The sequence below is a fragment of the Thiocystis violacea genome, from assembly GCF_016583575.1.
In the GTDB taxonomy this organism is placed as follows: Bacteria; Pseudomonadota; Gammaproteobacteria; order Chromatiales; family Chromatiaceae; genus Thiocystis; species Thiocystis violacea.
The window spans coordinates 18,998-43,394 of sequence record NZ_NRRG01000033.1; the positions used below are offsets into that span (position 1 = coordinate 18,998).

The following is a 24,397-nucleotide window of genomic DNA, read 5'->3' on the forward strand; positions in this document are numbered from 1 at the left end:
GTTGATCCGGAATCGACAAGGTTGCGATTATATCGAGACATCCTCAGGCTAGCTCGATTGGTACCCGGAATTCTCGCGATGACTGACGCCACCGCTTCGCTCGACCCTTTTCTTACCGCCTTTCGCGGGAGTTTCACCTCGGCGCTGCGCTGGCCGCAGCTCGATGCCCTCTGGGATCGAGTCCGGGCCTCCGCCGATGCCGGCTGGTATCTCTATGCCGTCGGGGAGCCGCCGCCCGTCGCGCCGGCCGACGCGGCACAGGTTCTGACCTTCGTCGCGGAGATCGACGCGCTCCTCCGGGCCGAGCATGACGAGGATTATTGCGGCATCGTCTATGCCGACGAGCCGAGCTGTCCGGCCTTGATCAAGATCTACGATCCGCACAATCTCGGGGTGTCCTGCGGTTCCAGCACCAACCCGCCGCTGCCGGGCTGGGTGATGAGCCTGCTGCCGCCCTGCGATCTGCCGGCGAGCCGGGCGGCGCCGAACAATCGCCGCCGTTGGTGGAAGCGGCTTTTCCACTAGAATCCGGTCTCGTGAGAGCCGGGAGCCACCCTTGGGGTGATTTCCAGAAAACCCTCCCAGTCAGCGCTTGCCCGCGCTCGCTTTTGGCGCTGACTGGCCACAGGCCCAGCATTTTTCGGAGCCATCGACATGACCAAGCAGATCATTCGCACCGACCGCGCGCCGCGCGCGATCGGCACCTATTCCCAGGCGGTTCGGGTTCGCGACACCGTCTATCTATCGGGCCAGATTCCCTTGGTTCCCGAGACCATGGAACTGGTCGCCGGAGGCATGGATGCCCAGATCCGACGTGTGTTCGACAATCTGAGCGCCGTCACCCGCGCCGCTAACGGCAGTCTGGCCGATATCGTCAAGCTCAATATCTTTCTGACCGACCTCAACGACTTCGCCTTGGTGAACCAGGTCATGGCCGAGTATTTCCAGGAACCCTATCCGGCCCGTGCCGCGATCGGCGTGGCGGCTCTGCCCAAGGGCGCGGCGATCGAGATGGATGGCGTGATGGTTCTGGATGACTGATCGCCCTAGGCGATTTCCTGGAGAATTCAGGTCAGACCGAAAGGGTTGGATTCAGACAGGATCAACAGGATTTCTCAAGATTTACAGGATTGAAAATAATGGTTTATAAATCCTGCTGATCCTGAATCATCCTGTTAATCCTGTCTATTTCATCGGATTTTGGGTATGGATTTTTCAGGAAACAATCTCGGTCCAGCGGCCGTCCGGGCGGAATCCGGGAGCGATCCGGGTTGGCGATGAGTCGTTCCGCCTCGTGAAACGCGGGTGCGAGTCCGGTCCATGTCCCCGCCGCTCGCGTCACTTAATTCCGAGAAAATTAAGTGGCTTGCTTTGCGATCCTCGATTTCTGCCTTACTCTATCGCGCCACTCGATTCCGTTTCTCAGGCCCTCCGTCATGCGCATTCCGATGTTCCTCGTCCTGGTTCCCTTGATGTTGCTCGCTGGTTGTAGCACTCAATCGACCCGGCCGGCTCCCGATTACACCCATCTGGCCAGGCCCTCGGCGGCCAGGGTCGGCGGCGATTTCGCGGGCGCGCCAGGCGTGGATGGGTTCATCGAGCGGATGCGCCGGCATGGCTTCGAGCCGGAGCGCACGGCGGCGATCCTCTCTAAGGCGCGCCGGCAGCAATCCATCATCGATCTGATGGATCGCCAGGCCCCAAGCAAGAGCACTGGCCCTAATGGGGCCTGGACCCGCTATCGCGCCAAGTTCCTCTCCGATGAGTCAATCGGCAATGGCGTCGCCTTCTGGCGGCGCAACGCCTCGGCGCTCGATCGGGCCGCCGCGCGTTACGGCGTGCCACCCGAGTACATGGTGGCCATCATCGGTGTCGAGACCCGTTACGGCGGCTTCGTCGGCAAGACGCGCATCATCGACGCGCTCTCGACGCTCGCCTTCGCCTATCCGCGTCGTGCCGAGTACTTCACCGGCGAATTGGAGAATTTCCTCATCATGACCCGCGACGAGGGCGTGGATCCCCAGAGTCCGCGCGGATCCTTCGCGGGCGCCATGGGGTTGGGACAGTTCATGCCATCGAGCTTCCGCGACCACGCGGTCGACCTGAACGGCGACGGACACCGCGACCTCTGGAATCCGGCCGACGCCATCGGCAGCGTGGCCAACTATTTCAAACAGCACGGCTGGCAAACGGGCGAGCCGGTGGCGGTGCGCGCGCAAGTGGGACCGGGGTCGAACGCTCGGCTCATGAAGACCGGCTTCAACACCAGCTATGGACTGGGCGAGCTGTCGAGCCGAGGTATCACGCCCGCGCGCCCGATCGGACGGGCCGGTTCGGTCAGTCTGCTGGAGTTGGACGCCAAGGGCGGCTATGAATACTGGCTGGGACTCAAGAACTTCTACGTCATCACCCGTTATAACCACAGCACCTACTACGCCATGGCGGTCCACCAGTTGGCCCAGGCCATCCGCTCGCGCATGGGCGGAGCGGATGGCGCGCGCCTCAGCGCGGCCCCGTGAATACCGGCCCAGGCCGTCACTCACCGATCATGGTGCAGGCGACACGCCGCTGGTGCGGGTGGGCGCGATGCTCGTAGAGATAGATACCCTGCCAGGTTCCGAGCCGACAGTCGCCGTCGTGGATGGGAACCGTCAGGTCCATGTTGGTCAGGATGGCGCGCAGATGGGCCGGCATGTCGTCCGGTCCCTCGTCGGTGTGATCGAACAGACGGTCGCCGTCCGGAACCAGCCGCGCCATGAAGGCTTCGAGATCCCGCCGCACGGTGGGATCGGCGTTCTCGCAGAGCACCAGCGAGGCGCTGGTGTGCTGGACGAAGACATGACAGAGGCCGAGCCGAAGGCCGCTGTCGCGAACCCGCCGACAGACCTCCTGGGTGATGTCGTAGGTTCCGCGTCCGCGGGTTTGCAGTGATAGGGTCTGTTGCACGATCATCCAGCGGACTCCAGGGCTTGGGGTTGAAACCGGACCGGTTCGGTCCTCGATTAGATCAAACACGCCGACCTTGACTCAACTCGCGCCAGACTCCCCAGATCCACCGCTTCGGCTGGACCGGGTTCCCGTGCGGTCGCTGAACCGCGTGGGGCCCAAGGTCGCCGAGCGGCTCGACAAACTCGGGATCCGCACGGTGCAGGATCTGCTTTTCCATCTGCCGGTCCGCTATCAGGATCGCACCCGCTTGACGCCGATTCAGGATGTCCAACCCGGGAGCGAGGCCCTGGTCGAGGGCGAGATCCTCGACGCCGAGATCGCTTCCGGACGTCGGCGCTCGCTCAAGGTGTGGCTCGGCGATGTGGCCGGCGCGGGCCTGCTGCTGAGATTCTTCCATTTTTCCCCCCAGCAGGTCGCGAGCCTCAAGGTTGGCGAGCGTCTGCGCTGCTATGGCGAGGTGCGCCAGGGCCCCCAATCGCTCGAAATCGTGCATCCGGAATACCGGCTCCAGCGTGCCTCGGACGAGGGGACGGGGGCGCGACTGACGCCCATCTATCCCTCTACCGAGGGGCTCCAGCAATCGAGCTGGCGCGGTCTGACCGATCAGGCGCTCGCGCTCATGGAGCAGGCGAGCCCGGCCGAGCTGCTGCCGGCCGGGATCCTGGCGTCCCTCGGCCTACCCAGCCTGACCGAGGCGCTGGCGTTCCTGCACCGGCCTCCGATCGAGACCAGTCTCCAGGAGCTGATGGACGGGCGGCACCCCGCCTTCGCGCGGCTGGCCTTCGAGGAGTTGGTGGCCCATCAGGTCAGTCTGCGACGCATGCGACTGGAGCAGCGCGGGATCGCGGCGCCGGTGTTGAACGGCGATGGTCGACTGCGTCGCTCACTGCTCGCGGGTCTGCCGTTCGCGCTGACCGCCGCCCAGGAACGGGTCGTCGCGGAGATCGCCGGGGATTTGACCCAGACGCGGCCGATGCAGCGCCTCCTGCAGGGCGACGTGGGCGCGGGCAAGACGGTCGTCGCGGCCCTGGCGGCGCTCCAGGCGCTTGAGGCGGGCTGTCAAGCCGCCCTGATGGCGCCGACCGAACTGCTCTCCGAACAGCATCATCGGAGCCTGGGCGGCTGGGTCCGGTCGTTGGGGATCGAGCCCCTTTGGCTGGCCGGTCGTCACAAGGGCCGGGAGCGCGAGGAGCGACTGGAGGCGATCGCCTCCGGCGCGGCGCGGATCGTGGTGGGAACCCATGCCCTCCTGCAGGACGACGTCGCCTTCCGGGATCTCGGGCTGGTGATCGTCGACGAGCAGCATCGCTTCGGCGTGCATCAGCGCATGAAGCTGCGCGAGAAGGGCGGGCGCGACGGTGGCGCGCCGCATCAGCTCATCATGACCGCCACCCCGATTCCGCGCTCGCTCGCCATGACCCTGTACGCCGATCTGGATCTCTCGGTGATCGACGCCCTGCCGCCGGGGCGTACCCCGATCACCACCCGCGCGGTTCCGGACAACCGCCGCGACGAGGTCATCGAGCGGGTCCGCCTGGCCTGCGAGGCGGGGCGTCAAGCCTATTGGGTCTGTACCCTGATCGAGGAGTCCGAGGCGCTGGAATGCCAGGCGGCCGAGGAGACCGCCCGTCAGTTGTCCGAACGTCTGCCGGGGCAGCGTGTCGGGCTGGTGCATGGTCGGCTCAAGAGCCAGGAGCGCGACGCCCTGATGGCGGAATTCGCGGCCGGGACGCTGGATCTGCTGGTCGCGACCACGGTGATCGAGGTCGGCGTCGACGTGCCCAATGCCAGCCTCATGATCATCGAGAACCCCGAGCGGCTTGGGCTCGCCCAACTTCATCAGTTGCGCGGGCGGGTCGGGCGCGGCTCGGTCGAGAGCCATTGTCTGTTGCTCTATCACGCGCCCCTGTCCCTGGTGGCCAAGGAGCGGCTTGGCATCATTCGCGGCTCGGTCAGTGGCTTCGAGATCGCCGAGCGTGACCTCGCGATCCGTGGCGCGGGCGAGGTGCTGGGGACGCGCCAGACCGGCGCGATCCAGTTTCGCATCGCCGATCCACTGCGCGATCAACCGCTGGTTCCGGCGGCGCAACGCGCCGCCGACCGGATTCTGAGCCAGCATCCCGAGCTGGCGACCCCGCTGGTCGCGCGCTGGCTCGGCGAGCGCGAGCACTACGGACAGGTCTGAGGAGGAATCCTTGGGGTTCGCGCTCGCCCGCCCCAGTCCACGAAGGATGGCCGGTACGCCTCATTTTTGGTCACGCCCAGGCCGGTTGGACCTGCCCATCCTCCAAGCTCCGAGGCTCAAGATACCCACGAAGCTCGCATCCCTGAGGATGTCGAAGGATGGATTGAGAGCCGGATCTCATCCGGGTGCTTCGAAACAGGGCAGAATCGCGCGTACTGGTTGCGTCCGAGCGGGTTAGGCCTAAGAATCATGTGGGCTATGTTCAGCCCGGATTGTCCCGCCATCCCGATCACCAGGCTCGTCTCCCGACGCCCAGGCGGTTTCAAGGCTTCGAATCATTTGGAGATCGCTTGTCCCTTATATTCAATCTAGTTTTCCGCGCGGGACAGGGAGTGCCGCGTCCGTCTGATCCCTGGTCGGAGGCTTAACGATGGACGCAAGCCTGGCGACGATCCTGATCGTCGATGACTCGCCCGAAAATCTGACGGTTCTCAGTGAACTCCTGCAGACCGATTACCGCGTGCGCGCCGCTACCTCCGGCGAAAAGGCGCTGCGGGTGGTCAAGACGGCGCCCAAGCCCGATTTGATCCTGCTCGATGTCATGATGCCCGACATGGATGGTTATCAGGTCTTTTCGCGGTTGCGCGCCGATGTGGCGACCCGCGATATCCCGGTCATCTTCGTCACCGCCATGGACAGTACCGAGGCCGAGATCCGCGGGCTCGATGTCGGCGCGGTGGACTATATCGCCAAGCCGGTGGTGCCGCCGATCCTGAGGGCGCGGGTGCATACCCAGTTGGAGCTCAAGCAGGCGCGCGATTGGCTGAGGGATCAGAACACCTATCTCGAAAGCGAACTCCAGCGGCGCATGAGCGAGAATCTGGTGGTCCAGGATGTCAGCATCCACGCCCTGGCGCACCTGGCCGAGATCCGCGATCCCGAGACCGGCAATCATTTGCGGCGAACCCAGGGCTATGTGCATGCCCTGGCCGAGCAGCTGCGCGAGCATCCCCGTTTCGTCGAGTTCCTGACGCCTCGCAACATCGATCTTCTGGTCAAGTCGGCGCCCTTGCACGACATCGGCAAGGTGGGGATTCCGGATTACATCCTGCTCAAGCCCGGCAAGCTGACGCCGAACGAGTGGGAGATCATGAAGACCCACGCCAAGCTCGGCAGCGATGCCATCGAATATGCCGAGCGTGATGCCGAGCGGCCGCTCGAATTCCTCGTCATGGCCAAGGACATCGCCCATTACCACCACGAGCGCTGGGACGGGTCCGGCTATCCGGATGGGCTGGCCGGGGATGCGATCCCCATCGCCGCGCGGCTGATGGCGCTCGCCGATGTCTTCGACGCGCTCATCTCGCCGCGCGTCTACAAGCCGCCGATGCCCTTCCAGGATGCCTACGACATCATCTTCGCGGGGCGTGGCGCGCATTTCGACCCGGACGTGACGGATGCCTTTATCGCCAGGTTCGAGGAATTCCAAAGGATCGCGGTGCGTTACGGTGAAAGCGAAGGCGCATGAGCGGCGCCCCTGATCCAGGGGTCGCTCGGGCTGGGCGCCGCTGGATGCCGTGGCTCCTCCTGGCCTATGCCCTGCTCGCCGGACTCTGGGTGTTCCTCGACGGTCGATTGGCGGCCTGGCTGATCGATCTCTCGCCGCGACTGGCGCCCATCGCCGCGCTCGAGGGTTGGCTGTTCACGGTCCTGGCCCTCGCGTTGCCGTACCCGCTGGCGCAAGGCTTGTGGCGCTCGGTCGCGCGGGGGCGCGTGCCGGTGCATGGTGCCGCTTCACCGCGCTCCCCCTGTTTTCCCATCGCGCTGCTGGCGGTGGCGATCGCGCTCCTGACCGCGGGCGGCATCCTGCTCGGCTATCAGCAGCACCGGGGCAATGTGGCGGCGCGTCTGCTGACCATCGCCGAACTCAAGACGAGCCAGATCTCCGCCTGGCTCGGGGAGCGACGGGGCGACGCGGGCTTCCTGCGCAACACCCTGCTGGTCTCCGAACTGGACTCCAGTCCCGACTCGGAAGCGGGCCTGCGGTTGGCGGCCTCCCTGATCGTCCATCTCAAGGAGTTCGCGCGTTACAACGCCTTTCAGGGGGTCATGATGCTCGATGCGGGCGGTCGGCCCCTGTGGAACTCCCAGGGCGCGCTGCATCCGCTGGACGCCCGGCTCGTCACGGCCGCGAAACAGGCCGTCATCGACCAGAACCTTGTTCATCACGGACCCTATCGCGACGCGGCGGGGGCCATGCATCTGGACTTCCTGGTGCCACTCTCGGCCTACCACGACGGCCGCCCTGGACCCCTGATCGTGCTCCATAGCGATCCGGGGTTCTTTCTCCATCCGCTGATCGCGGTCTGGCCGATTCCGACCGACACCGGAGAGGCTCTGCTGCTGCGGCGCGAGGGGGATCGGATCCTGGTCCTCAATCAGCTCCGCCACCTGGAGGACGGGGCGGCGGCGGCGGGGCGCTTCGATATGCCGCTCGCGACCGAGGATTTGCTGGCGGCTCGGTTCATCCAAGATCCAAGTCTCCTGGGTCGGCTCCAGGTCGGCCGCGATTATCGTCGCGCGCCCGTGATGGGGGTCGCGCGGCTGGTTCCCGAGACCGACTGGCTGCTGGTGGTCAAGATCGATCTCGCCGAGGTGATCGCCGAGGCGGCCGGGAGCGCCGTCTGGATCCTGTTCGCCGGATTGCTGGCGCTCGTCATGGCCGTCGCGGTCGTGGTGGTGATCCGTCAGCGCCAGGAGATCGCTCTGGCCGATGAGACCGCGCGCCGCCTGGCGCTGATCGAGCGCTCGCGCGACGGCATTCTCGTCGTCGACCATGAGCATCGCATCATGGAGGCCAACCACCGCTTCGCCGAGATGCTCGGCTATGCGCCGGAAGAACTCATCGGTCTGCGCACCTGGGAATACGATGCCCTCATGTCCGAGGCGGACATCCGCCAGGGCTTCGCCCACCTGGAAGATTTCCAGGGCACCTTCGAGTCCCGTCACCGGCGCAAGGACGGCTCGGAATATGACGTGGAGGTTAGCGTCGGGGGAACCGATTGGGGCGGCGAGCAGATGGTCCTCTGCATCTGTCGCGAGATCGGCGAGCGTAAGCAGGCGGAGAAGTTACTGCGCGAGATCAATCAGTTGTTTGGCGAGATGAGTGCCATCGCCCATATCGGCGCCTGGGAATACGATCCAGCGACCGGCCAGGGCTCCTGGACCGACGAGGTGGCGAGGATCCATGGGGTGGATCCCGCCCGCAAGGCGGATGTCGATTTTGGCTTGAGCTTCTTCCATGGCGAGCACCGCGCCCGCGTCGAGCGGGCCATCCAGGACGCCATGAAGGAGGGATGCCCCTATGATCTGGAGGCCCTGCTCGTCACCGTCTCGGGCGAGGAGAAATGGGTGCGTGTCCTCGGACGTCCGATCTTCGAGGACGGGTATTTGACGCGAATGCGCGGATCGATACAGGACATCGACGCGCTCAAGCGCGCGAGCGAGGAGGTCGAGCGTTACCGCAAGCACCTCGAGGAGTTGGTGAGCACCCGCACCACCGAATTGCGCCGTCAGACGCAATCGCTGCGCGCCATCATCGACAACATTCCCTTCATGATCTGGCTGAAGGATGCCGGTGGACGCTTCCTGGCGCTGAACCGGGCCAAGGCGGAGGTCTGTGGCCGCTCGATCGAGGACATCATCGGCAAGACGGATTTCGACATCTGGCCGCCCGAGGTCGCCCGGGATTACCGCGCCGACGACGAGGAGGTGATGGCCAGTCGTCACCAAAAGACGGTCGAGGAAATCATTCCGACCCAGCCGCCGTCACTGAACGAGACCTTCAAGGCGCCGGTGCTGGACGCCGATGGAACCCTGCTCGGCCTCGTGGGTTTCTCGCGCGACATCAGCGCGCGCAAGGAGACGGATCGCCTCCGGGAATCGGCGCGCCAGGCCGCCGAGACGGCCAACCGCGCCAAGAGTGCCTTCCTGGCCAATATGAGCCACGAGATCCGTACCCCGATGAACGCCATCATCGGTCTCACCTATCTGATGGGACAGAGTGGCGTCACACCCGAGCAGGCGGGGCGTTTGAGCAAGATCGAGTCGGCCGCCAAGCATCTGTTGGCGATCGTCAACGACATTCTCGATCTGTCCAAGATCGAGTCGGGCCGAATGGATCTGGAACAAACGGATTTCTCGCTCCAGGGTCTGTTCGAACAGGTTCGATCGCTGATCGCCGACCAGGCGCGATCGAAGGGGTTGGTGATTCGGCTGGATACGGGCGATGTACCGCCCTGGCTGAGCGGCGATCCGACGCGCCTGCGACAGGCCCTGCTGAACTACGCGGCGAATGCCGTCAAATTCACCGAGCGGGGGAGTGTCACCCTGCGGGCGCGTCGGCTGGAGGATCGGGCCGGTTGCGCGCTGGTGCGCTTCGAGGTCAGCGACACCGGCGTCGGCCTCCAGCCGGACGCGCTGCCGCGGCTGTTCACGCCCTTCGGTCAGGCGGACGTCTCGACCACCCGGAAATATGGCGGCACCGGTCTGGGGCTCGCCATCACCCGCCGGCTCGCCGAACTCATGGGCGGCGAGGCGGGGGTGGAGAGCCAATTCGAGGTGGGCAGTACCTTTTGGTTCACCGCGTGTCTCGGTCGAGGCCAGGACGTCGTCGAGTCCCCGGTATCGGCGCGACCGGGGGACAGCACCGAGGATCTTCTGCGCGAGCACTGTTCTAACGCCCGTCTTCTGTTGGCCGAGGACAATCTCATCAACCGCGAGGTGGCGCTGGAGTTGCTCCATGCGGTGAACCTCGCGGTGGATACGGCGGAGAATGGACGCCTGGCCCTGGACATGCTCGCCGAGCGGGCTTACGACCTGGTCCTGATGGATGTTCAGATGCCCGAGATGGATGGGCTGGAAGCCACGCGACATATCCGCGCCGATCCCGCCCAGGCCGCGCTGCCGATCCTGGCCATGACCGCCAACGCCTTCGAGGAAGACCGCCAGGCCTGTCTGGCTGCGGGGATGACCGATTTCGTGGCCAAGCCGGTCGAGCCCGGCGCGCTCTACGCCGCGCTTCTGCGCTGGCTGCCGTCGCGACCCGGAGCGCCGTCCAGGGCGCGAACGCCAGGAACCGACGAGGGCGCGAACCCGCGCGATGTCGAGCGGCTGTCGTCGATCCCCGGTCTGAACGCGGAGCGTGGACTCGCCTCGGTGCGTGGCAATCGGGCGACCTATTCGCGCCTGCTGCATCTCTTCGTCCAGCATCACGCCGAGGACGCGCGGCGGATGCGTACCCAGCTTGACGCCGGTGAGCGCGAGGCCGCGGCCCGGATCGCTCATGGGCTCAAGGGGGTCGCCGGCAATCTGGGGGCCGAGCGCCTGGCCGAACTCGCGGCATGTCTTCAGGCGGCGTTGCGCGCGGAGGCGATGCCGGATGGGATCGAGCCGGTGCTCGCGGAGGTCGAAGCGGCCTTCGGCGACTTGATCGAGGGCATCCGGCCCTGGGCGCCTCCCGATGAGGTCAGGGGCCTTGATCCTGGCTGGGATCCGGATCGGTTCGGCCAGGCACTCGATGAACTGGACCGCTTGCTGGAGGAAGACAACAGCCGCGCCATTCAATGCCTGCGCGAGTCCGCTCCGCTTATTGGAGACCTGTTCGGGGACGCCTTCGAAGGCTTCACGCACGCGGTCGAATGCTTCGATTTCGAAACGGCCCGCGCGACCCTGGGCCTGGTTCGCGCGTCGCTCGATCTGGATGGGACGGATTCCCCGGTGTCCGCGCGCGCCGAAGGGGATCCTGGGTAGAAAGGGTCAGAGTCGAATCTGGTGATGATCGAGCGCGTATCCGCGTTCGCGGTAGACCCGGAAGCGCTCGCGTCCGGCCTGGCGCGCCTGGGGTTCATGGTCCACGACCTCGCACAGGCGCTCGAAACGGTCCAGGAAATCGGGGATCCCGAGGGACAGGTTCAGCAACACCTGATGCTCGCTCTCGGGCGAACCACCCTGGCTGATGAGCACGGGGGTCAGATCCGGATCCACCTGACCCACCAGCCCATGGGGTAGAAAGCTGTCCTCGCGGAAGGTCCAGAGCAGGCGGTCCAGATGCCGACATTCCTCGGGATCGGGACAATGGATCAGCACCCGCCGCGCGCTGGCGCGGATGCGTTCCACCAGACGGCAGGTCAGCAGAAACCGGTCGCCGCGACTCTCGGGAGCGAGGCTGTAGAAGTCGATTCTGGTCATGTCGATTCGTTCAAAACGATTTCCGGGAAGTCCGTACCCGACCGAAGGCTCCGGAATGGGACAGGATTAACAGGATTCTTCAAGATTGACAGGATTAAAAACAGAGCTTTATAGACCCTGCCAACTGCCAACTGCCAACTGCCAACTGCCAACTGCCAATCCCGTCCATGACGGGGCGAATCGTGAGTACGAGGTTTCCATCCTTGATACAGTTTATCCTGTACTGACATTGACACTACACCTATACTTTGGGACGTCACATAGGGAGCCACCGTCATGACGGCAACCAACCTCGTAGCCAAGCGCGACACCCTGAATCTGCGCATCAAGCCCGAAGTGCGCGGTCTGATCGACCGGGCGGCCAAGGCCCAGGGAAAGAACCGCACCGACTTCATTCTCGACGCCGCCCGGAGCGCGGCTGAGGCAGCTCTATTGGATCGAGCCTTGCTAATGGTCGCACCGGATGCCTACGCCGAGTTCCTGGCGCGTCTCGACCGCGCCCCGGATCCCAATTCGCGCCTACGGAAAACCCTGCGAACCCCAGCTCCATGGGATGAGCCGTGAGCCTTGCCGCGCCGGAGCCGCTCGCCGCCCATCACGACACGATCACCTTTGACTGCGGCGTCGAGAGCCTGGATCGCTGGCTCAAACAGCGTGCCCTCAAGAATCAGGCAACCGGCGCCTCCCGCACCTTCGTCGTCTGCCATAGCCGCCGGGTCTTCGCCTATTACGCGCTGGCCTCCAGCGCCGTGACGGTTGAACTGGCCACTGGCCGTTTACGGCGCAACATGCCCGATCCCATCCCAGTCGTGGTTCTGGGTCGGCTTGCCGTCGACCAATCATTGCAAGGCTCTGGAGTGGGGCGTGCCCTGGTCCGTGATGCCTGTTTGCGAGTCATGGCGGCAGCGGATGCCATAGGTATCCGTGGCCTGATCGTCCATGCCTTGTCGCCGTCCACGCAAGCGTTTTACGAGCGTGTCGGATTCGATCCCTCACCCCTCGATCCCATGACGCTGATGGCTAACATCAACGATCTTCGCGAAGGACTTTAGGCCGTTTGGTGGACGGCGCTTCGCTTGTCCACGCTCTTGCCAGCATTGACCCGCTTGATCGCCTGTGACTTAAACTCGGCGGTGTAGTCCTGCTTCGGAATCTTTTGCGTCATCGTCTCCAGTGTGACAGTCATTGTGCGTCACCCTTGGAAGACGAAATTTCGGGGGAATCTCAGGTTTCCGATCCTGGAAATCCCGAGCCTCCGGTCCATCGACCAGCCGCCGGCGGGATCCCGTTCAGGAAACCGCCCTAGAACCCATCGGTCGAGGTGAAGAGACCGACCCGTAGATCCTTGGCGGTATAGATGGTGCGACCATCGACCTGAACCACCCCATCGCCGATGCCCAGCACCAGCTTGCGGGTGATGACGCGCTTCATGTCGATGTGATAACTCACCCGGGTGGCGTTCGGCAGTACCTGTCCGGTGAACTTGACCTCTCCGACACCCAGCGCCCGGCCGTGACCGGGGTTGCCGATCCAGCCCAGATAGAAGCCGACGAGCTGCCAGAGGGCATCCAGGCCGAGACAGCCCGGCATGACCGGATCGCCCGGAAAATGACACTGAAAGAACCAGAGATCCGGGTTGATATCCAGCTCGGCAACGATCTCGCCCTTGGCGTTCGCGCCACCGAAGTTCGCGATGCGGGTGATGCGATCCATCATCAGCATGTTGGGCACCGGCAACTGGGCATTGCCCGGACCGAACATCTCGCCGCGCCCGCAGGCCAGCAACTCATCGCGGTTGAAAGAGGCTTCTTTATTCACGGGTGATCCTAGGTTCCTAAGTGGGGGAGGCCGCCGACGCCGAGGCGCGGCGCTCGGGCCGATCGGTCAAGACTATGGCGGCCTGATGTTCTCGTCGCCGACGCCGAGCTTCCGGTGCTCGACGTGGCGCGAGTGGTTGTTTGGGTCAGCGCGTCGCCGGACGCTGGCTGGATCTCTATGACCTCAGCCGTTCGCGCACGAAGCCGACGATCTCGGCGAGCGGGATGAGCTGCATCTCTTCGTCGGTCCGGCCCTTGTACTCGACCTGGCCGTCATCGAGTCCCTTGTCGCCGACGACGATGCGGTGTGGGATGCCGATCAGTTCCATGTCGGCGAACATGAAGCCGGGACGGGCATCGCGGTCGTCGAGCAGAACCTCGATCCCGGCCGCTTGCAGCTCGGCGTAGAGCTGGTCGGTCACCTCGCGCACCCGGTAGGACTTGCCGAGCTTCATCGGCAGCAGGGCAACCTCGAAGGGGGCGATGGGGGCGGGCCAGCAAATGCCGCGCTCGTCGTGATGCTGCTCGATCGCGGCGGCGACCAGGCGCGAGACCCCGATGCCGTAGCAGCCCATGGTCAGCGTCGTCGCCCGGCCGTCCTCGCCCAGCACGGTCGTTTTCATCGCCTCGCTGTACTTGCGTCCGAGCTGGAAGATGTGACCGACCTCGATGCCGCGCGCGATGGTGAGCGTCCCCTGGCCGTCCGGGCTGGGATCGCCCTCGACCACGTTGCGCAGATCGGCGACCTCGGGCAGCGGCAGATCCCGGCCCCAGTTGAGCCCGAACCAATGCTTGCCGTCCTGGTTGGCCCCGGCGCTGAAGTCGGCGGTGACCGCGACCGTGCGGTCGACGATGCAGGGAATCGGCAGATCCCTGGGGCCGAGCGAGCCGGGACCGGCGCCGATCGCCGCGCGGATCTCGTCCTCGCTCGCCATGCGCAGCGGGGCGGCGACCTGGGGCAGTTTTTCCGCCTTGATGGCGTTGAGTTCATGGTCGCCGCGCACCAGCAGGGCGACCAGGTTCGCCTCCATCCCGTCGGCGGCGGCGACGACCAGGGTCTTGACCGTGTGCTCGATCGGCTGGTCGAACCCCTCGACCAGGTCGGCGATGGTCCGGGCGTTGGGCGTGTCGACCAACCGCGCCTCCTGGCTTGGCGCCGCGAGCCTGTCGCTTAGGGCGACGGCTTCGGCCAGCTCGATGTTGGCGGCATAGTCGCTCCCGGTCGAGAAGGCGATGGCGTCCTCGCCCGAGGACGCCAGCACATGGAACTCGTGCGAGACGTTGCCGCCGATGCTGCCGGTGTCGGCCTGCACGGGGCGGAAATCCAGTCCGCAGCGGCTGAAGACGCGGCAGTAGGTCTCGTGCATCCGCTGGTAGGTCTCGTTGAGCGAGTCGTCGTCCAGATGGAAGGAGTAGGCGTCCTTCATCAGGAACTCGCGCGCGCGCATCACACCGAAGCGTGGACGGATCTCGTCGCGGAACTTGGTCTGGATCTGGTAAAAATTGATCGGGAGCTGCTTGTAGCTCTTGAGCTCGTTGCGGGCGAGATCCGTGATGATCTCCTCGTGCGTGGGACCGAAGCAGAAGTCGCGTTGATGGCGGTCGCGCAGGCGCAGCAGCTCCGGTCCGTACTGATCCCAGCGCCCGGATTCCTGCCACAACTCGGCGGGCTGCACGGCGGGCATGGAGACCTCCAGCGCCCCGGCGCGATCCATCTCCTCGCGCACGATGCGCTCGACCTTGCGCAGCACCCGCAGCCCGAGCGGCAGCCAGGTGTAGAGGCCGGCGGCGAGCTTGCGGATCAGGCCCGCGCGCAGCATCAGCCGGTGACTGGCGATTTCGGCATCGGCCGGCGTCTCTTTGATGGTCTGGAGAGGAAACTGTGAGGTGCGCATCGGATCCGGCTTCATCGATTAAAGCGCGGAAGTCTATTGATCTAGCGACGCGGAAACAACCCGCGCCCTTTGCCGGCGGCCCCGATCGCCCGGAATCGGTGGCCGACGAGAGAATCCGCGAGGGAATCCCGAGAAAGAGGATGGGGTGTCGCTCACAAAGGCCCGGGGCGGTTTCCTCTATACTTCCCGCATGCTTCAAGGTCTGTTGCTTGATAGAGTACACGGGTTTCAGGCTCGGGCTCGGTGGCAGGGATCGCAGGGACTCGGAGCCGTAGGGTTCTAAAAAGGTGATTTGTCATGAACGAGTTACAGCCACGGTTGACCGCGACGGATCGGCGCACGCAGACGCGCATCGACTTGCGGATTCCGGTCAAGCTCACCATCCCTGGCCAGGACGAGCCGATCATGGCGGTCAACCGGGATATCTCCTGGGGCGGCGCGCTGCTCTATATCGCCGAACCGTTGCCGAAACAGGCGGGTCCACTGCGAATCGTCTTCCCCTGGAAGCGCGACGATCAAATCACGGCTTACGCTCAGTTGTTGCGGGCGAGGCCGCTCGCCGATGGCGGCTATCTGATCGCGGTCAGGTTCATCAGCCTGTCGCCGCGCAGTCAGTCCCGGCTGGAGCGGCTGCTCAAGCTGCTTCGCACGGGTGACATGACCGTCGAGAGCCAGGATGGCGGTGCCCTGGTTCGGGAGCTTGAGGTGACCGTCAACGATACCGAGGAGCTGCGCCGGATGCTGCTGCAGATCGCCAAGGGTCGGCATTCGGTGACCGTGTTCGATGCCTACGAGGCCAATCAGAGCATCAGCCTCGCGATCGCGGGGACGCGCGACTTGCCCGGCCTTCGTCTGCGCGCGCGCGTCGTCGATGTCCGTAAGTCGGCGGCCAAGGGTTTCGACTGGGCGGAACTCTATACCCTGGCGCTTGAGTTCGAGCATCCCCGCAAGGCCATCAAGGCCTTCGTCAATCTGCTCCTCGATCAGTTGCCGGACAGGGCTCGCCATAGTCCCGGCAGCCTGGAGGGCGCCCCGGATTGGATGCGTTCGCTCCCGCTGGCGCGTCCCACGAGCGCCGATCTCGCGAGACTATCCGGACGGGCTGGCGGGCTTTCGCGACTCGAATCCGACTTTCCGGAGGCGATCAGTCGACTGATCGCCGGATGGGGAGATGTCGATGCCTTCGAGATCATGTTTCGCGACCTGGTTCTGGGGGACCACGGACAGCCGGGTGGCTGGCCGGAAGACGCCTGGGAAGAACTTGAGCTGCTGCAAAATATCCACGACGAGGCCTATGGCATGTCCGATACCCGAAGCCGTGTCCTCAAGGGCGGTCGTAGCGCCTGAGGTAAAGCAATCGCGTCGATAACCACCTCCAACTTTTCCGTCCGGCGTCCACCGAATCTAGATGCCGGGGTGAACGAACCTGAACCCCAACCCTCTATCTTCACGTCTCCATCCTATTATTTTTAGAGAAAGAGCTGTCAGCGATCCGCCTCCAGCCGTGGTATGGCCGAGGTTTTCGCTTCGGTTTTCGCTTCTTGCGGGCTTCACCCAATGGGTGAGCCTCGGCCGGTCTCGGTCAATGGCCAGGTGGCTGATTCCCAATAGCTGGCGGCTGGAAGCTGACAGCTCTTTTTAGGTCGATCGTTCTCATCAAGCCCGCGAGGTTCTTGCGTGACCCCTTATGACAAGCCTTATTCCGCCTCCTGCGACGAGAACAGGGAGCCGATTCTGGCGGTGATCGAGCCGCTGTTTCGTGAGGCACGGCGGCTGCTGGAAATCGGTGGCGGTACGGGTCAGCACGCGGTCTTTTTCGGCGCGGCCATGCCGCGTTTGACCTGGCAGACGAGCGATGTTCCGGCCCATCTGCCGGGCATTCGGGCGTGGCTGGATGAGGCCGGGTTGCCGAACCTCCCTCCGCCATTGCCGCTCGATGTCATGGGCGCCTGGCCGGATGGCCCCTTCGATGCGGTGTTCAGCGCCAATACGGCGCATATCATGCCCTTCGAGGCGGTCGTGGCGATGTTCCGCGGGGTGGGCGCGGTGCTCGCGCCGGGTGGGCTTTTCGCGCTCTATGGCCCCTTCAACGCGGGCGGGGGCTATACCAGCGACAGCAACCGGCGCTTCGATGCCTGGCTCAAGGCCCAGGATCCTCGGATGGGGCTGCGTGATCTGGAAGAGTTGGAATCGCTGGCCGACCGGAACGGCTTGACGCTGGTCGCCAACCAGGCGATGCCGGTCAACAACCGGACACTGGTTTGGCGGCGGGAGTCTGTTTGAGGGTCGAGAGCGAGGGAGCGCTCGCGGGAGTCGCGCGGCGCCTATTCAACGGGCGAAGCGACCGATCACCCGTCGACCAGGGCAGCCTCGTCACCGGACCAGCGACCTCAATGCAGCCTCTGTCCGACGCACCAAACCTCGAAATACCGCCGCATTACCTCGCGGACGTGCACTGGGTAGTCGAGTGCCTCCATCTGTCCCATACCCTCGCGGAAGAAGTCCGGCGCGTCTTCCGGCAGGTGCTCGACGATCGAGTCGAAGGCCTCTTCCATCAGGATCGGCTGGTGGCTGCGGGTGGCGACGATCGCCCGATTCATCAGCAGGACGCGCCAGGGACGGGCGGGATTGCCGAGCTCCATCTCTAGTCCCCGTTCGCTGCCGATCCCGTCCATGACCTCGGTCATGAGCCCGAAGAGTTCCGCGAGCCGCTCCGGCTGGCGCAGACTGTTGGCGAGCAGGGCCATGGCGTTGACCACGGGTTCGGGGTGCGGAAGCTCGCAGCCGCGGCGCAGCATCCAACAACTCAAGGGGAGCGCGAGTTGCTCGATGGCGCGGGCCTGGTCGGCAAGACCCAGCCGCTCGGCGACTCCCGCGAGCTGGGCGAGCAGATGCAGACCATGCTCCAGGAGAACCTCGGGGTCGGAGCCGGTCGTGTCCTGGACGGCCTTCGCGAAATCGGCGCTTGATCCCTTATCCGCCGCCCTGATGATGTCCAGGAGGCGGTCGAGGCCGGTGATCAGGATGTGCGGGGGCGGCTCGATGGGGTTCCCCGCGTCCTCTCGGGCACGCTGGAGATCCTCGCCAAGCTCGCCGAGTCGGTTGGCGATGTAGCTGATGTCGATCGGTGGCAGCATCATGGATTTCACCCCGTCGCGTCATGGCGGTCTTTCGTTTGACCGCGCTTCTCTAGGCCGGGCCGACCGCTGGTTCCCAAGAATAGCAATCGCAATGGCCTCCGTCTTGCGTATCCACTCACGCCGCTCCCCGCGTTCAGTTAAACTATGCCGATGAATCCCATCCCCGATCTGCATACCCACTCGACCGCGTCCGACGGCACGCTCGCGCCCAGTGAGCTGATCGAGCGCGCGTTCGCGGCGGGCGTGGGGGTTCTGGCCCTGACGGATCACGATACGACCGATGGGTTGGATGAGGCCGCGTCGGCGGCCGAGGTTCTTGGTCTGGTTCTGATTCCAGGGGTCGAGGTCTCGGTGACCTGGAGCCGCCGCACGGTGCATGTGGTCGGCCTGCGCCTCGATTGCGCCAATCCAAGGCTTCGGGAAGGGCTGGCTCGCTTGATGGAGTTTCGCGCCTGGCGGGCCGAGGAAATCGGCCGTCGACTCGGCAAGCATGGCGTGCCGGATGCCTATGAAGGGGCCAGGGAACTTTCCAACGGTCGCCTGATCGGTCGTACCCACTTCGCCCGCTTCCTGGTCAAGGCGCGTCTGGCGTCCGACATGGGAGAGGTCTTCAGGCGCTTTCTGACCAACGGCAAGCCGGGCCATGTGCCTGGTCAGTGGGCGACCCTGGAGGAGGCGCTCGGTTGGATCCGGGCGGCGGGCGGCGAGGCGGTGATCGCCCATCCGGCCCGTTACGGACTTACCCGCACGCGCATGCAGGCGCTGCTGGGCGAGTTTCGCGAAGTAGGTGGCGTGGGGGTCGAGGTAGTTACCGGCAGTCATAGTCGCGACGATGCCTTCACCTTCGCCCGCCATGCCCGCGAGCAGCGGCTGCGCGCCTCGGCCGGTTCGGATTATCACGGACCCGAGAATCCCTGGATCGAGCTGGGTCGGCTGCCGCGACTTCCGGAAGGCTGCGTGCCGATCTGGCGCGACTGGTCCGGGATGCCGGTGGCCCCGGTCGAACCCCAGGCCGCCTGTGGGTAAGGAGCGACTATGGCTCAGTTCTTCCAGATCCACCCCGAGAATCCGCAGCCGCGCCTGGTACGGCGGACGGTCGAGATCCTGCTCGAAGGCGGCATCGTGGTCTATCCCACGGACTCTTCCTATGCGCTGGGCTGCCAGATCGGCGAGAAGTCCGCGATGGAGCGCATCCGACGCATCCGTCGCCTAGACGACAAGCACAATTTCACCCTGGTCTGCCGGGATCTCTCGGAGATCACCACCTACGCCAAGATCGACAATCAGGCGTTCCGGCTCTTGAAGTCCCTCACGCCCGGCGCCTACACCTTCATCCACGAAGCCACCAAGCAGGTGCCGCGACGGCTGCTGCATCCCAAGCGCAAGGCGATCGGGTTGCGAGTGCCCGACAACGAGATCTGTCGCGCGCTGCTCGGCGAGCTGAACCAGCCCATTCTCAGCACCACCCTGATCCTGCCCGACGATGAGCTGCCGATGACGGATCCCTACGAGATGCGCGAGATCCTGGACAAACATGTGGATCTGATCATCGATGGCGGTTTCTGTGGCCTGGAGCCGACCACCGTGGTCGACATGACGGCCGATCCGCCGGCGCTGGTGCGTCGCGGCAAGGGCGACGCGACCCTGTTCGAGGAATGATGCAAGCCCTCAACCATCTCCAATTGCTGGCGGTCCTCGCCATTCCGGTGCTGTTCGCGATCACCGTCCACGAGGCCGCTCACGGCTGGGTCGCCAACCGCCTGGGCGACAAGACCGCCTTCATGCTGGGTCGGGTGACCTTCAATCCGATCCGGCATGTGGATCTGGTCGGCACCCTGCTGGTTCCCATCGCGACCTTCATGCTGGCGGGCTTTCTGTTCGGCTGGGCCAAGCCGGTTCCGGTCGACTGGCGCAATCTGCGCCATCCCCGGCGCGACATGGCCCTGGTGGCCATCGCCGGGCCGGGCGCCAATCTCATCATGGCGATTTTCTGGGCGCTCGCCATCCAGGCCGGGCTGATGCTCTTCCATTCCAGCCAGTGGGTGGCGCTGCCGCTGATCTACACCGGCGCGGCGGGCGTGCTCATCAACGTCTTCCTCATGGTCCTGAACCTGGTTCCGCTGCTGCCGCTCGACGGCGGTCGGGTGCTGAACGCCCTGCTGCCGCCGCGCCTGGCCTACTACTTTTCCCGGCTCGAGCCCTTCGGGCTCATCATCCTCCTGGCGCTCCTGGTCACGGGCCTGCTTGGCTCCATCCTGCTGCCGATCGTGATTTCCATGGTCGAGCTGCTGCCGGGTTCCGGTGTGGTCAAAGAGCTTTTCTTCGTCTGACGCGAGGTCGCTGACCCTTGGCTTCTGTCTCCACACAACACGCGCGCGTGCTCTCCGGCATGCGCCCGACCGGCCGGCTGCATCTTGGCCATTATCATGGCGTGCTCAAGAACTGGCTCGAACTCCAACACGAGTACGAGTGTTTCTTCTTCGTCGCCGACTGGCACGCGCTCACCACCCACTACGAGGATCCCTCGATCATTCCGGGCAGCACCCGCGAGATGGTGATCGACTGGCTGGCCGCAGGCATCAATCCTGGCTCGGCGACGCTGTTCGTCCAGTCGCGGGTGCCCGAGCATGCCGAGTTGCACCTGCTGCTCTCCATGATCACGCCGCTCGGCTGGCTGGAGCGGGTGCCGAGCTACAAGGATCAGCAGGAGAGGCTTAAGGAACGGGATCTGGCGACCTATGGGTTTCTCGGTTATCCGCTGCTCCAGAGCGCGGACATCCTCATGTACAAGGCCGGTCAGGTGCCGGTGGGCGAGGATCAGGTCGCCCATGTCGAGCTGACCCGCGAGGTCGCGCGGCGCTTCAACCACATCTACGGGCGCGAGGCGGGCTTCGAGGACAAGGCGGAAGAGGCCATCCGCAAGATGGGCAAGAAGAACGCCAAGCTGTTCGACTCGCTCAAGCGCCGCTACCAGGAGCAGGGCGATCAGGAGGCGCTGGAGATCGCCCGAGCCCTCCTGGAAGGCCAGGGCAACATTACCCTGTCCGACCGCGAGCGTCTGTTCGGCTATCTGGAGGGCGGCGGTCGCATCATCCTGCCGGAGCCGCGCGCGCTGCTGACCAAGGCGTCCAAGATGCCGGGGCTGGACGGTCAGAAGATGTCCAAGTCCTACAACAACACCATCGCGCTCCGCGATTCCCCGGCCAACGTGGAAAAGGCGCTGCGGACCATGCCGACCGATCCCGCGCGGGTGCGCCGCACGGATCCGGGCGATCCGGAGAAGTGCCCGGTGTGGTCGTTCCATCAGGTCTATTCCGACGATCAGGTGCGCGACTGGGTTCAGGAAGGCTGTCGCTCGGCCGGGATCGGCTGTATCGAATGCAAGCAGCCCATCATCGACGGGGTACTGGCGGAACTACTCCCGATTCAGCAGCGGGCGCGGGAGTACGAGGCCCAGCCCGATCTGGTGCGCAGCATCATCAACGAGGGTTGTGAAAAGGCGCGCGACGTCGCTCGCGAGACCATCGAAGAGGTCCGTCACGCCATGTCACTGGTGATGGCCTGAGCCCGGTGCCGTCGGGCGAGGGGACTGGAACGGCACTGGAATGAAAGGCGTCTGACCGGGATGGAAGCGTCGGACAGCGACACCAGCCTGGCTGCGGAAGCGCTCGAGCCCAGGCGCCCGACACGCCTGGCGTGCGCGCGTCGGGCTTCAGGCGCGATGGGCGAGCCGGGGCCGGATGATCCGGCCATTGGGGCTCAGCGGGAATTGCCGCTGGCCATGGTCCAGGGGTCGCCCTTCCTGACGCTGCCCCAGGATCTCTATATCCCGCCCGACGCACTGGAGGTCTTCCTCGATGCCTTCGAGGGTCCGCTCGACCTTCTGCTCTATCTGATCAAACGCCAGAATCTGGATATCCTGGATATCCCGATCGCCGAGATCACCACCCAGTACATGGAATACGTCGATCTGATGCGCGAGCTGCGTTTGGAACTGGCGGCCGAGTATCTGGTGATGGCCGCCATGCTGGCGGAGATCAAATCCCGACTGCTGCTCCCGCGCGCGAGCGAGGAAGCCGAGGAGGCTGGGGATCCCCGCGCCGAGCTGATCCGCCGGCTCCAGGAGTACGAGCGATTCAAACAGGCGGCCGAGGATATCGACGCCCTGCCTCGGCTGGAGCGGGATATCTTCACGGTGCACGCGGGCATTCCACCGGGACACATCCAGCGCCAGCCGCCGGACGTGGATCTGCGTGAGCTGCTCGTCGCCTTGCGCGGCGTGCTGGCGCGCGCGGATCTTTTCACCAGTCACAGGGTCGAGAAGGAATCGCTCTCGCTGCGCGAGCGCATGTCCCAGGTGATGGAGCGGCTGCGTGGCGGCGGTTTCATCGGCCTGACGGATCTGTTCGACATCGGCGAGGGGCGTCCGGGGGTCGTGGTGACCTTCCTGGCCATCCTGGAATTGATCAAATCGAGCGCTCTGGAGCTGGTCCAGTCCGAGGCCTTCGCCCCCATCCATGTGCGACTGCGCGAGACCAGCCACCCCGAGGCGCATGAGTTCACCGTCGCTTAAGCAGATCGTCGAGGGCGCCCTGATCGCGGCGGGCGGCCCCCTGACCCTGGACCAGATCCAGGCGCTCTTCGCGGAGGACGAGCGGCCCGAGCGGGCGCGAATCCTGGAGGGCATCCGTGCGCTGGAAGAGGATTACCGAACGCGCGGCATCGAGATCGCCGAGGTCGCCGGCGGCTATCGGGTTCAGGTGCGCGCCTCGGTCGCCCCCTGGGTCGCGCGTCTCTGGGACGAGAAGGCCCCGCGCTACTCCCGGGCCCTGCTGGAAACCCTGTCCCTGATCGCCTATCGTCAGCCCATCACGCGCGGCGAGATCGAGGACATCCGCGGCGTGGCGGTCAGCACCAACATCGTCAAGACCCTGACCGAACGCGAGTGGGTGCGGGTCGTGGGGCATCGCGACGTACCCGGACGGCCGGCGCTCTATGCGACGACACGCCGGTTCCTGGACTACTTCGGCCTGCGCTCGCTCAACGACCTGCCGCCCTTGTCCGAGATCCGCGATCCCGACTCCTTCCTCGGCGAGGAACTGGCTCTGAACGACCCAGCCATCGAGGCGCCCGCCAGGCCGATCGCGCCACCGACCGAACCCATCAGGACCGACCCATGAGAAACGATCGACATACGCCCCGCTTCAGTTCCGCCGAGGAGCCGGTTCGGTTACAGAAATTGCTGGCGGAGGCCGGTCTCGGCTCGCGCCGGGTGATCGAGGGCTGGATCAGCGAGGGCCGGGTCCGGGTCAACGGCAACCTGGCCAAGCTGGGCGACCGGGCGATTCGCGCCGACCGCATCCGCATCGACGGACGCGACGTCGTGATCAAGCCCAACCGCGAGACCACGCCCCAGGTCATCGTCTATCACAAGCCCGAGGGCGAACTGGTCACCCGCCGCGATCCGGAGGAACGGCCGACCGTCTTCCGCCGTCTGCCGCGACCCAAGCAAGGCCGCTGGATCGCGGTCGGGCGACTGGACATCAACACCTCGGGCCTGATCCTCTTCACCACCGACGGCGAGCTGGCCAACCGGCTCATGCATCCCTCGCGCGAGGTCGAGCGCGAATACGCCGTGCGTATCCTCGGGGAGGTCGCGCCCGGCACCCTGGAGCGCCTGACCGCCGGCATCGAGCTTGAGGACGGACCGGCCAAGTTCGACCGGATCACCGAGGAGGGCGGCACCGGCGCCAATCGCTGGTTCAACGTGGTTCTGCGCGAGGGCCGCAACCGCGAGATACGGCGTCTCTGGGAGGCCGCCGGCTGCACCGTCAGCCGCTTGATCCGCATTCGCTACGGCAACATCGAACTGGGCCGGAGACTCTTCACCGGCAACTGGCGACCCCTGACGGACGAGGAACTCAAGGCCCTGATGGGATTGGCCGGGCTCACCCTGCTGGAACGGCCGCGACTGCACCGACTGGCGCCGGGGGCGAGGAAACCCTGGGAGTCCAAGGCCAGGCCCGAGGGCGAGCCGAGTCCGGGCGGTGGTCCCAAATGGGGGCGGGGCGGGCGTTCGCGGTAAGTCCCGTCGGAGCGGCGAGCCAATGAGGCGTGGCGCCCCTCATGATCGATGGATGACACTCTCCACGAGCGGGCGCG

At 65.1% G+C, this 24,397-nt stretch carries 23 protein-coding genes; 17 read left to right on the forward strand and 6 right to left on the reverse strand.

The features are described from left to right. Positions 1–78: 78 nt before the first annotated feature. From CKO27_RS15300 to mltB, 3 genes are all read left to right on the forward strand, one after another. Positions 79–525, forward strand: coding sequence for a hypothetical protein (locus CKO27_RS15300; RefSeq protein WP_200375775.1), 447 nt, complete (start codon positions 79–81; stop codon positions 523–525). Between the two features lie 129 nt (positions 526–654). Beyond that, positions 655–1,041 carry a RidA family protein gene (locus tag CKO27_RS15305; protein WP_200375776.1) on the forward strand — a complete coding sequence of 129 codons (387 nt, stop codon included), beginning with the start codon at positions 655–657 and terminating at the stop codon, positions 1,039–1,041. Between the two features lie 395 nt (positions 1,042–1,436). Continuing rightward, positions 1,437–2,519: a lytic murein transglycosylase B gene (gene mltB, locus CKO27_RS15310; protein ID WP_200375777.1), complete on the forward strand. Its 1,083-nt coding sequence runs from the start codon at positions 1,437–1,439 to the stop codon at positions 2,517–2,519. A 16-nt stretch (positions 2,520–2,535) separates the two neighbouring features. Here the strand turns inward: mltB and CKO27_RS15315 are convergent, their stop codons facing one another. After that, a complete protein-coding gene (locus CKO27_RS15315) occupies positions 2,536–2,952 on the reverse strand; it encodes a secondary thiamine-phosphate synthase enzyme YjbQ (protein ID WP_200375778.1) in 417 nt (138 codons plus the stop codon). A gap of 70 nt (positions 2,953–3,022) precedes the next feature. Here CKO27_RS15315 and recG point away from each other — a divergent pair, with 70 nt between their 5' ends. The 3 genes from recG to CKO27_RS15330 all read left to right on the forward strand — a co-directional run bounded on the left by recG (position 3,023) and on the right by CKO27_RS15330 (position 10,945). After that, a complete protein-coding gene (gene recG / locus CKO27_RS15320) occupies positions 3,023–5,134 on the forward strand; it encodes an ATP-dependent DNA helicase RecG (RefSeq protein ID WP_420825837.1) in 2,112 nt (703 codons plus the stop codon). 430 nt (positions 5,135–5,564) lie between these two features. Further along, complete coding sequence (locus CKO27_RS15325) at positions 5,565–6,662, forward strand: response regulator (protein ID WP_200375779.1); 1,098 nt, start codon at positions 5,565–5,567, stop codon at positions 6,660–6,662. A gap of 44 nt (positions 6,663–6,706) precedes the next feature. Then, on the forward strand, positions 6,707–10,945 hold the full coding sequence (locus CKO27_RS15330) for a PAS domain S-box protein (protein WP_200375780.1): 4,239 nt from the start codon (positions 6,707–6,709) through the stop codon (positions 10,943–10,945). 6 nt (positions 10,946–10,951) lie between these two features. Here CKO27_RS15330 and CKO27_RS15335 read toward each other — a convergent pair whose 3' ends face one another. Beyond that, complete coding sequence (locus tag CKO27_RS15335) at positions 10,952–11,383, reverse strand: DNA polymerase III subunit chi (RefSeq protein WP_200375781.1); 432 nt, start codon at positions 11,381–11,383, stop codon at positions 10,952–10,954. A gap of 276 nt (positions 11,384–11,659) precedes the next feature. On the opposite strand from CKO27_RS15335, the gene CKO27_RS15340 reads away from it, so the two are divergent. Both CKO27_RS15340 and CKO27_RS25205 read left to right on the forward strand, forming a co-directional pair. Further along, positions 11,660–11,947: a type II toxin-antitoxin system TacA family antitoxin gene (locus tag CKO27_RS15340; RefSeq protein ID WP_200375782.1), complete on the forward strand. Its 288-nt coding sequence runs from the start codon at positions 11,660–11,662 to the stop codon at positions 11,945–11,947. After that, positions 11,944–12,435: a GNAT family N-acetyltransferase gene (locus tag CKO27_RS25205; protein ID WP_200375783.1), complete on the forward strand. Its 492-nt coding sequence runs from the start codon at positions 11,944–11,946 to the stop codon at positions 12,433–12,435. The genes CKO27_RS15340 and CKO27_RS25205 overlap by 4 nt, the downstream gene beginning before the upstream one ends. Here the strand turns inward: CKO27_RS25205 and CKO27_RS15350 are convergent. The 3 genes from CKO27_RS15350 to CKO27_RS15360 all read right to left on the reverse strand — a co-directional run bounded on the left by CKO27_RS15350 (position 12,432) and on the right by CKO27_RS15360 (position 15,095). Further along, a complete protein-coding gene (locus tag CKO27_RS15350; RefSeq protein WP_200375784.1) occupies positions 12,432–12,569 on the reverse strand; it encodes a hypothetical protein in 138 nt (45 codons plus the stop codon). The two genes, CKO27_RS25205 and CKO27_RS15350, sit on opposite strands and share 4 nt — an antisense overlap. 116 nt (positions 12,570–12,685) lie before the next feature. Then, entirely contained in the window at positions 12,686–13,201 is a 516-nt protein-coding gene (fabA, locus tag CKO27_RS15355; RefSeq protein WP_200375785.1) for a 3-hydroxyacyl-[acyl-carrier-protein] dehydratase FabA, read from the reverse strand. 175 nt (positions 13,202–13,376) lie between these two features. Beyond that, positions 13,377–15,095: a proline--tRNA ligase gene (locus CKO27_RS15360; protein WP_200375786.1), complete on the reverse strand. Its 1,719-nt coding sequence runs from the start codon at positions 15,093–15,095 to the stop codon at positions 13,377–13,379. A 297-nt stretch (positions 15,096–15,392) separates the two neighbouring features. On the opposite strand from CKO27_RS15360, the gene CKO27_RS15365 reads away from it, so the two are divergent. Continuing rightward, positions 15,393–16,442: a PilZ domain-containing protein gene (locus CKO27_RS15365; protein ID WP_200375787.1), complete on the forward strand. Its 1,050-nt coding sequence runs from the start codon at positions 15,393–15,395 to the stop codon at positions 16,440–16,442. Positions 16,443–16,772: 330 nt separating this feature from the next. Continuing rightward, positions 16,773–17,378 carry a DUF938 domain-containing protein gene (locus tag CKO27_RS15370; protein WP_200375788.1) on the forward strand — a complete coding sequence of 202 codons (606 nt, stop codon included), beginning with the start codon at positions 16,773–16,775 and terminating at the stop codon, positions 17,376–17,378. Positions 17,379–17,485: 107 nt separating this feature from the next. Here CKO27_RS15370 and CKO27_RS15375 read toward each other — a convergent pair whose 3' ends face one another. Next, positions 17,486–18,235, reverse strand: a complete 750-nt coding sequence (locus CKO27_RS15375) for a hypothetical protein (RefSeq protein WP_242470937.1) — start codon at positions 18,233–18,235, stop codon at positions 17,486–17,488. A 150-nt stretch (positions 18,236–18,385) separates the two neighbouring features. On the opposite strand from CKO27_RS15375, the gene CKO27_RS15380 reads away from it, so the two are divergent. The 7 genes from CKO27_RS15380 to rluB all read left to right on the forward strand — a co-directional run bounded on the left by CKO27_RS15380 (position 18,386) and on the right by rluB (position 24,320). Then, positions 18,386–19,261, forward strand: a complete 876-nt coding sequence (locus tag CKO27_RS15380; RefSeq protein WP_200375789.1) for a PHP domain-containing protein — start codon at positions 18,386–18,388, stop codon at positions 19,259–19,261. A gap of 9 nt (positions 19,262–19,270) precedes the next feature. Further along, positions 19,271–19,894, forward strand: coding sequence for an L-threonylcarbamoyladenylate synthase (locus CKO27_RS15385; protein ID WP_200375790.1), 624 nt, complete (start codon positions 19,271–19,273; stop codon positions 19,892–19,894). Continuing rightward, positions 19,894–20,565 carry a site-2 protease family protein gene (locus CKO27_RS15390; protein WP_200375791.1) on the forward strand — a complete coding sequence of 224 codons (672 nt, stop codon included), beginning with the start codon at positions 19,894–19,896 and terminating at the stop codon, positions 20,563–20,565. The genes CKO27_RS15385 and CKO27_RS15390 overlap by 1 nt, the downstream gene beginning before the upstream one ends. Positions 20,566–20,582: 17 nt before the next feature. Then, positions 20,583–21,800: a tryptophan--tRNA ligase gene (locus tag CKO27_RS15395; RefSeq protein ID WP_200375792.1), complete on the forward strand. Its 1,218-nt coding sequence runs from the start codon at positions 20,583–20,585 to the stop codon at positions 21,798–21,800. 156 nt (positions 21,801–21,956) lie between these two features. Then, positions 21,957–22,808, forward strand: a complete 852-nt coding sequence (locus CKO27_RS15400) for a segregation and condensation protein A (protein ID WP_200375818.1) — start codon at positions 21,957–21,959, stop codon at positions 22,806–22,808. Continuing rightward, the gene (scpB, locus tag CKO27_RS15405; protein ID WP_200375793.1) at positions 22,789–23,415 is read left to right on the forward strand and encodes an SMC-Scp complex subunit ScpB; all 627 of its coding nucleotides are present in this window, start codon (positions 22,789–22,791) and stop codon (positions 23,413–23,415) included. The genes CKO27_RS15400 and scpB overlap by 20 nt, the downstream gene beginning before the upstream one ends. Continuing rightward, positions 23,412–24,320: a 23S rRNA pseudouridine(2605) synthase RluB gene (gene rluB / locus CKO27_RS15410; RefSeq protein WP_200375794.1), complete on the forward strand. Its 909-nt coding sequence runs from the start codon at positions 23,412–23,414 to the stop codon at positions 24,318–24,320. Before scpB ends, rluB begins: the two co-directional genes overlap by 4 nt. Positions 24,321–24,397: the final 77 nt, after the last annotated feature.

Bases quoted from the DNA above. Each gene is read 5' to 3' on its own strand.
- CKO27_RS15300 (WP_200375775.1), top strand. From the start codon at position 79: ATGACTGACGCCACCGCTTCGCTCGACCCTTTTCTTACCGCCTTTCGC.
- CKO27_RS15315 (WP_200375778.1), bottom strand. From the start codon at position 2,952: ATGATCGTGCAACAGACCCTATCACTGCAAACCCGCGGACGCGGAACC.
- CKO27_RS15380 (WP_200375789.1), top strand. From the start codon at position 18,386: ATGAATCCCATCCCCGATCTGCATACCCACTCGACCGCGTCCGACGGC.
- CKO27_RS15305 (WP_200375776.1), top strand. From the start codon at position 655: ATGACCAAGCAGATCATTCGCACCGACCGCGCGCCGCGCGCGATCGGC.
- mltB (WP_200375777.1), top strand. From the start codon at position 1,437: ATGCGCATTCCGATGTTCCTCGTCCTGGTTCCCTTGATGTTGCTCGCT.
- CKO27_RS15390 (WP_200375791.1), top strand. From the start codon at position 19,894: ATGCAAGCCCTCAACCATCTCCAATTGCTGGCGGTCCTCGCCATTCCG.
- CKO27_RS15325 (WP_200375779.1), top strand. From the start codon at position 5,565: ATGGACGCAAGCCTGGCGACGATCCTGATCGTCGATGACTCGCCCGAA.
- CKO27_RS15375 (WP_242470937.1), bottom strand. From the start codon at position 18,235: ATGATGCTGCCACCGATCGACATCAGCTACATCGCCAACCGACTCGGC.
- scpB (WP_200375793.1), top strand. From the start codon at position 22,789: ATGAGTTCACCGTCGCTTAAGCAGATCGTCGAGGGCGCCCTGATCGCG.
- CKO27_RS15365 (WP_200375787.1), top strand. From the start codon at position 15,393: ATGAACGAGTTACAGCCACGGTTGACCGCGACGGATCGGCGCACGCAG.
- CKO27_RS15400 (WP_200375818.1), top strand. From the start codon at position 21,957: ATGGGCGAGCCGGGGCCGGATGATCCGGCCATTGGGGCTCAGCGGGAA.
- CKO27_RS15350 (WP_200375784.1), bottom strand. From the start codon at position 12,569: ATGACTGTCACACTGGAGACGATGACGCAAAAGATTCCGAAGCAGGAC.
- rluB (WP_200375794.1), top strand. From the start codon at position 23,412: ATGAGAAACGATCGACATACGCCCCGCTTCAGTTCCGCCGAGGAGCCG.
- CKO27_RS15385 (WP_200375790.1), top strand. From the start codon at position 19,271: ATGGCTCAGTTCTTCCAGATCCACCCCGAGAATCCGCAGCCGCGCCTG.
- CKO27_RS15335 (WP_200375781.1), bottom strand. From the start codon at position 11,383: ATGACCAGAATCGACTTCTACAGCCTCGCTCCCGAGAGTCGCGGCGAC.
- CKO27_RS15340 (WP_200375782.1), top strand. From the start codon at position 11,660: ATGACGGCAACCAACCTCGTAGCCAAGCGCGACACCCTGAATCTGCGC.
- CKO27_RS15330 (WP_200375780.1), top strand. From the start codon at position 6,707: ATGCCGTGGCTCCTCCTGGCCTATGCCCTGCTCGCCGGACTCTGGGTG.
- CKO27_RS15360 (WP_200375786.1), bottom strand. From the start codon at position 15,095: ATGCGCACCTCACAGTTTCCTCTCCAGACCATCAAAGAGACGCCGGCC.